Origin of the sequence: Propioniciclava soli (assembly GCF_014858005.1) — a bacterium.
In the GTDB taxonomy this organism is placed as follows: domain Bacteria; phylum Actinomycetota; class Actinomycetes; order Propionibacteriales; family Propionibacteriaceae; genus Propioniciclava; species Propioniciclava soli.
In genome coordinates, this window is sequence record NZ_JACYOT010000033.1 from 1 (window position 1) to 6,434 (window position 6,434).

Annotated in this window: 6 protein-coding genes and 1 pseudogene; all 7 read left to right on the top strand. The window is 64.9% G+C overall.

Annotated features, from left to right (window positions below):
- On the top strand, positions 1-868 hold an 868-nt coding region (locus IFY26_RS17295; protein WP_232550257.1), incomplete at its 5' end, for a hypothetical protein.
- A 316-nt stretch (positions 869-1,184) separates the two neighbouring features.
- Positions 1,185-1,961 carry a hypothetical protein gene (locus tag IFY26_RS17300; RefSeq protein ID WP_232550258.1) on the top strand — a complete coding sequence of 259 codons (777 nt, stop codon included), beginning with the start codon at positions 1,185-1,187 and terminating at the stop codon, positions 1,959-1,961.
- Positions 1,948-2,409, top strand: coding sequence for a type II toxin-antitoxin system VapC family toxin (locus IFY26_RS17305; protein ID WP_232550259.1), 462 nt, complete (start codon positions 1,948-1,950; stop codon positions 2,407-2,409). The genes IFY26_RS17300 and IFY26_RS17305 overlap by 14 nt, the downstream gene beginning before the upstream one ends.
- Positions 2,410-2,553: 144 nt before the next feature.
- Positions 2,554-3,837 carry an HsdM family class I SAM-dependent methyltransferase gene (locus tag IFY26_RS17310; RefSeq protein WP_232550260.1) on the top strand — a complete coding sequence of 428 codons (1,284 nt, stop codon included), beginning with the start codon at positions 2,554-2,556 and terminating at the stop codon, positions 3,835-3,837.
- Between the two features lie 4 nt (positions 3,838-3,841).
- The gene (locus IFY26_RS17315) at positions 3,842-5,002 is read left to right on the top strand and encodes a restriction endonuclease subunit S domain-containing protein (protein WP_232550261.1); all 1,161 of its coding nucleotides are present in this window, start codon (positions 3,842-3,844) and stop codon (positions 5,000-5,002) included.
- On the top strand, positions 4,990-5,913 hold the full coding sequence (locus IFY26_RS17320) for a hypothetical protein (protein WP_232550262.1): 924 nt from the start codon (positions 4,990-4,992) through the stop codon (positions 5,911-5,913). The genes IFY26_RS17315 and IFY26_RS17320 overlap by 13 nt, the downstream gene beginning before the upstream one ends.
- Positions 5,914-6,060: 147 nt before the next feature.
- Positions 6,061-6,434, top strand: a pseudogene (locus tag IFY26_RS17325) (transposase); the annotation flags it as partial.

Here is a 6,434-nt window from a genome sequence, read left to right on the forward strand (position 1 = left end):
GCTGTCCTTGCGGGGGGCCACCCTCACCAACCCCGCCGGCTACGCCCTCAGTCTGGACGGGGCCACGATCACCGGCGGGATGTTCCTCGACGAGGGGTTCACTGCCACCGGTGGGGTGCGGGCGCTGGGGGCCACCATCGGCCTGCTGGCCTTGCGGGGGGCCACCCTCACCAACCCCGCCGGCGAAGCCCTCAACCTTGAACGGGCCACGATCACCGGCGGGATGCTCCTCGACGGGTTGTTCGCCGCCGCCGGTCAGGTGACGATGAGGTTCGCCACGTTGAACGTGCTCGTCGGCAGTGACAAGCCCCCGGGTCAGCTGGTTGTGACGGGTTGGCGGCTGGGCGACATCCATGGCGTACTCAACGACCCCAAGACGATGACCAGCTGGCTGGACGCAGTGCCCGCAAAGGAGTTCGCGCTGCAACCATGGCATGAGGCGGCCGCCGTCTACGACCGACAGGGCCGCCCAACCCATGCCAAACGGATGCGCGTCGCGGCCGCCCGGAGGGTGACAGATCGCAGCAAACTCCCGACCAAGCTGCTGAGAACCCTTTACGGCTGGTTCGCCGGCTACGGCTACTACCCACTGCTGGCCGGGGCCTGGCTGATCGCCGCAGCAATCATGGCCGGGACTCTCACCTTCTTCTTCGGGGCCACCCAGGCCTCAACCAGTGGCGCACCGCTCGATCCGGGACTCTACGGGGCAGCCGTGGTGATCCCACCGGCAGCAGGAATCATCCCGTCCAGCTGGACCATTACCAGCCCCCTATGGTTGGCCTGGACCCTGATCGCCCTCAAAGCCTTCGGCTGGCTACAAACCGCCATCCTGATCGCCGGCCTCACCGGGCTACTCAAGAAGAACTGAGAAGCACACCCCGTTGGACATCCGAGCCAGCGGCCAAGCGGCCCTCATCCCCTTGGGCGCCCATCGGGTGTGCTCGACTCTGCCGACGGGCGTGTGGTTACTCAACTGCCCAGAGTGGGACGTTCGCCGGTGTCCATCTTCGAGTCTCAGCGGGCCAAGGCTCATCCGTTCCCGATGTATCCCCCACTGTCGAGACCCACGACTACCCGAGGGCGAGCGGCCTCGCGACCGTGCTGCAGTCTGCTAAATGGGGCACGGCCTCGATTTCTCACGCGGGAAGGGCTCAAATGGAGACCCCAGCGGGCATGATGAATCCGTGGACGCGCTCGAACTCATCGTTGACGAGGGACGCCCCGCCAGCGCGGGGCGCTTCTTTCAGTTGGGCGTTGACCTTTTGGCACTGTTGGATGAGGCGTCCGAGCTGCCCGTGGAGTGGACCGTCACACATCTGGAGACCGGCTCGGCGCTCGCAGTGATAGCGCCGCCTGAGTATGCGCCTGCGGAGGCCCGTCACCTGAGAGCCGTTGTGTCTGACCTCGATTCCGTCGCGCATGACGGACCCCTTCCCGACTCATGGACCCCGGATGCTGTGAAGGCGGCGCACCGGTTTGTCGCACACGGGCAGCCGGCCGACGTCGACACCGATTGGGTGCCGCCACGCCTTCGACTGGTGACTGATGATGGGCTCGATGCGGGTCCATCCGTGAGTTTGACTCCTCATCTTCTTGGCGGACTGGAGACCTTGCAGCCGTTCGAACGCGAGATGCCTGGCTCGGTGCGCGGCACCCTCGTCGGCGTGAACGTCTCGAGAGGGAACCGGGCTTCACTACTGCTCCCAGATCGACGCGTTCTCAGAGTCTCCTTCCCGACCTCTCTCAGGGAGGCGATGAGGGACGCGCTGCTCCAAGACGTAGAGCTGGCAGGGACTGTGCGGCAAGACGGCGATGGTCGAGTCTTTAAGATCCGAACCGAGGAAGTTGACGTGCTGATCGAACCTGAGGTGCGTTGGTCCGACATCTTCGGAGCCGCACCTGACTTCACGGGTGGCATGCCTGCAGACGAATGGTTGAAGGAGCAGCGTGGGCAGGCCTGAAGTAATCAGCAAGGTGGTCTTGGACGCGTCGGCGCTCCTCGGGGTCGTGATGGGCGAAAGGGCCTTCCTGCCCCTGAAGCCGATGCTAGAAGCGATCGACCGCGGCGACATCCAACTGGTTCAATCGACCGCGATGCTGGTGGAGTTGCGCCCACGCCATCCCCGAGACAACTCCACGCACGCCAAGATTCGTAGCGACTTGGTAGCCCTGTTGAGGTCGCCGCGCACCCAGTTGGTCGACGTGAACACTTTGGTTGCGAGCAAAGCGGCCGAGCTGGCAGTGAATCACGGACTGAAGACTTGGGACGCCATCCACCTCGCCACAGCTGTACTTGCGAATGCTGACGTTCTCGTGGTCAGAGACAGCAAGTTCCCCGAAGGTGAGTGCGAGGGCGTTTGGATTACGCCGCCGTTCGACCTCAACGAGGGCATGCTGCCTTTCGAGTGACTCCGCGAGTGACCCCGGGCATTTCGTTGTCCAGCCCTGCCGGTGGACGCTCAGGGTGGAGGCGCCGGGGTCGCGTAAGAGGCGCGTGTCGCGACCTCGTGATAGGTTCGCTGGCTCGCTTGCAACAGGAGGGAGGGAAATCCGATGAAGAACGAACGCTCGACGCGTGACCAAGTGCGTGAACTGCTGCGCTCTGCCGGCTTCGGCCTGATCCAGTTCGATTCGCCGCTGCAGGCTGACTCGAAGCTTCGGATTGACGTCCTCGCTTGGGCGGCCGACAGTACGGGAGAGCTCGTCCCCTGGGCAGTGGTTGAACTGAGGAGCGGCCAGTTCAAGACACCTGAGTTGACCCTTCCCAGCCTAGCCCGGAGCCGCGACCTTCTCGGCAGCGTTGATCACTACGCCGTCGTGAATCGGCAGTGGTTCAAGGCAGACCGCGGCGTACGTTCGCTCGAGCCCGTCGATGGCCCCACTCCTCCTCCGTATGGGACCGGCGGCTTCCTCGCTGACGAAGAGATCGCGACTTCGCTGTTGCTGAAGCGACTCTGGCGCGAGGCGGACCTGGAGCGCTCTCGCGGCGTCCATGAGGACTTCTTCCCGTCCGCGGAACTGCTGGCCGAGACCGCGATCCCGGGAATCGAGGGCGGGAGCGGTGAATTCGTTCCCGTGCGCCCAGATGTGTTGTGGCGCGCGCGCCGTCGAGCACTCATGCAGTTCTCTGCGAACTCCCGGGCCGGTAGTGACCTGACGTCGCATCCGGTGATCGCGACTGCGGTCGCCGCGCTGACGGGGTCGCGGCTCGCCGGCACAGTGTTAGACCCGTTCTGCGGCACGGGATCCTTCCTGTGGGCAGCGATGGATCTGGCCCTCGCCCATGAGGCGCCGGTCGAGTTCGTAGGCATCGATATCAACGAACGGCTCGCTGACCTCGCGGCCATGATCGGTCGCACGGCCCCGTTGATTACCACCATCACCCATGGGGACGCATTCCGAGAGCCACTTCCGCAGGCGGACGTCGTCCTTGCGGCCCCGCCGGTTGGCATGCATCTCCAGGAGCCACGGAACCTCATTGACGGCGCGTCGACAAACGATGCAACTGTTGCCGGAGTCGACTTGGCGGTCCGCCAACTCCGACCGGGTGGACGCGCCATCGTCCACGTCGGTGCAGGCTTCACCTTCCAACACACGGCCGAGCGCTTCCGTCAGTACCTGGCGCACGAGTGTCGAGTCGCTGCCGTGCTGGGTCTGCCCAGTGGTGCGGTCCCCGGGACTGGCGTTCGGTCCGTTCTTCTGGTCATCGACAAGGCCGAGCCAGGCGACACGTTCGTGGCGCAGCTCGGCGGGGACTGGGAGACGCAGCTCAAACCCGGTGGAGCGGCGCTGACAGCAGCGCTCGACCACCTCGACGATGGTGCGGCGGCGGGGTAACACCATGCTCAACGTCGCCGTTCTCGATCTTCGCAGGGAGAGCAGCTGGGATCCCGGTCGTCTCACCGCCGACGCCTTTCGATGGCCGGCCGACGCCCCGGCCGCCCCTCTGCGTGAGTTGGCCACCCGCTTGTCACCGCGCTCGTCGGCAGACGAGGGGGCTGCAGTCATCACGCCTGCCAGCATCGATCCGCTCACTGGGGCGCTACGGCGACGTACTCAGCGCTACCAAGGGGCCGTCTACCAGGTGGGTGCCGAGCTGCGCCCTGGCGACCTCCTCCTGCCCCGGCGTCCGGACGGGACCGTGGTGCGCATCAGCGAGCACCTCCAGGGCGCGCTCTTCACATCGACCTTCATGGCGATCCGGGCGCTCGATGACAGCACCTCCCTATGGACGTGGGGAGTACTAAACAGCGTCTCGGGGCGCCAGATGCGATCGGCCTACGCCGCGGGTAGCGTCACCGCCTCGCTGACCTCGGCGACCCTCATGGATCTTCCGATTCCGTTGTGCCCCCCGCTCGCGAGTCCAGTGTTTGACCACCTGCGGCAGGTAGAGCGCGACACCCGGCTTCCCGAAGAGGAAGCGGTAGAGACGTGGTGGCGAACTACCGATCTCAGGGGTCAGGAGTGGCGGCTCATGCTTTCGACCCCTGAGCCGGAGCTGCTTGAGCAAGGCGAGTCGCTGAGTAACTTCTGCAGCTCGATTCTGCGTGGACGCAACGTTCGCCCGGTCGCCGTCGAATCCGAAGAAGTCGGCTTCTTGCCAGTCATGGACATCGGCGTGTTGAGCGGCCGCCTACCGAGGCGCTGGGTCCCAGCAGAGAGCCATGGACTGATCCGTATCGCCGTTGGTGACGTAGTACTGGGTGCGCTCGGCGAACGTGCACACGCAACTGTCGCGAGGGAACCTGCTGTCGCCGATCAGAACGTGTTCGTGCTTCGCCTCCATGACGTCTCGCAGGCGGATGCGGTAGCGCAGTACCTCAACGGGCAGCAAGGGTTCGCGATGCGACGCATGCTTCTCTCGGGGATGGTGATCCCGTCACTGCGTAAGAGCGACCTCGTACGCTTTCCGATCCAGCTCGACCTTGTTGGAGGTCTGGGCGAGGCAGCGCCGTCGTTGCCGCTCGCGTCGCGACTGGAGCAGTTGCTTTGGACTGGCTGAGATGCGAGTTCTCGCCGCTCGTGTACGCGGAGTTGTACCGGCTGCTGTCGAAGCGGCGAGACTTCGCCGAGCCCTTGGGGTTCAGGCTGGGGGAGATCAACTACTCCATCGATTGGCTTGAGGAAGCCACCGGTGCCTACGAGGCGAAGTGGGCCCACGACCTGCATTACCTGACGGGCGATTCGATCGCCGATTTCGCGCTCACCCAACCCGGGCACGCCGAACTCGCAACCTGGTTACTCGCCGGACTCTCAGCTCGGGGCTCGTGCTATGACCTCTCATCTGACCTGGCTACCGCTGTTCTGGAACGGGCCAGTCGTGACGTTCCAGGACTGCGTTCTCCGCTGCACGCTTCAGTGAGTCCCGCTATCTACGGCTGGACGCTTGGTCGCATCGTGGGGGACGAGGAGTTGCCTGCGGCCCCTGCAGCGCTGCCCTCGGATGAGAATGCGAGGAAGGCCTTCGTTGGCTTCATGCAGCACGTCCTGCTGCTTCAGTCGCTGGCCCCCCCTTGGCCAGAGATGATGACGACTGCGACCTATTGGCGCGGCTACGGCATCGCCGAGGCGTTGCTGCCCGAGCACGGCAACGGCGGCATGGCCCTCCGCCAGCTGATCAACGAGGCGAGCCGCTCGATGGCGCCCTCGATGTACTCGAACCTCAGCCGCTACTTCCAAGACTTCAACACCCTCCGCCACGCGGTCTCACACATCGCCGACGACGACTCGCGACCGAGGTTCGTCGAGGTTGCCGACGCGATCCAAGAGTGGCCCGACCTCCGGATGGCAGTTGTCGGGCTCACGCAGTTCGTGTTCCAAGAGGTTGCGAACGAGTTGAGGGAGACCCCGCCACGATCCGTTCGCCCGGGCGTATGGGACACGCTGCTCCACGAACTCGCGACCGATTGGTAATGTATATAGTCGTGCACCTCATGCCGCGATGAGCGACTGACGGTCAGTGTTGGCTCGCACCCAGTCTCGCGCGGCGTTCTCGTTGATGGGCCTTGAACCGCCCTGAGTTTGGTGGAGGCTCCTGACCTTGGAAACGAGGATGGAGTTATGCCGAAGGAGCTGTCGAATGGGAAGCCGACGACGCGTCGCTACTCGGTCGAGGAGAAGGCCGCCGCGGTGCGGATGGTGAGGACGCTGCGCGCTGAGCTCGGTGTCACGCAGGGGACCGTGCAGCGCGTCGCGACGCAGCTCGGTTACGGGGTCGAGTCGGTGCGGATGTGGGTGAAGCAGGCCGACATCGATGACGGTGTCACCGTCGGCGTGAGCTCGGCTGAGGCGCAGCGGGTGAAAGAGCTCGAGCAAGAGAACCGGGAGCTGCGGCGGGCCAATGAGGTGCTCAAGCGGGCTGCGTCTTTCTTCGGGGCGGAGCTCGACCGCCATTACCGGCTCTTCACACTTCCGGTGGGGGTGGCGGGGTGAGT

Coding starts and splice junctions, on each gene's coding strand:
- IFY26_RS17310 (WP_232550260.1), top strand. CDS start 2,554: ATGAAGAACGAACGCTCGACGCGTGACCAAGTGCGTGAACTGCTGCGC.
- IFY26_RS17315 (WP_232550261.1), top strand. CDS start 3,842: ATGCTCAACGTCGCCGTTCTCGATCTTCGCAGGGAGAGCAGCTGGGAT.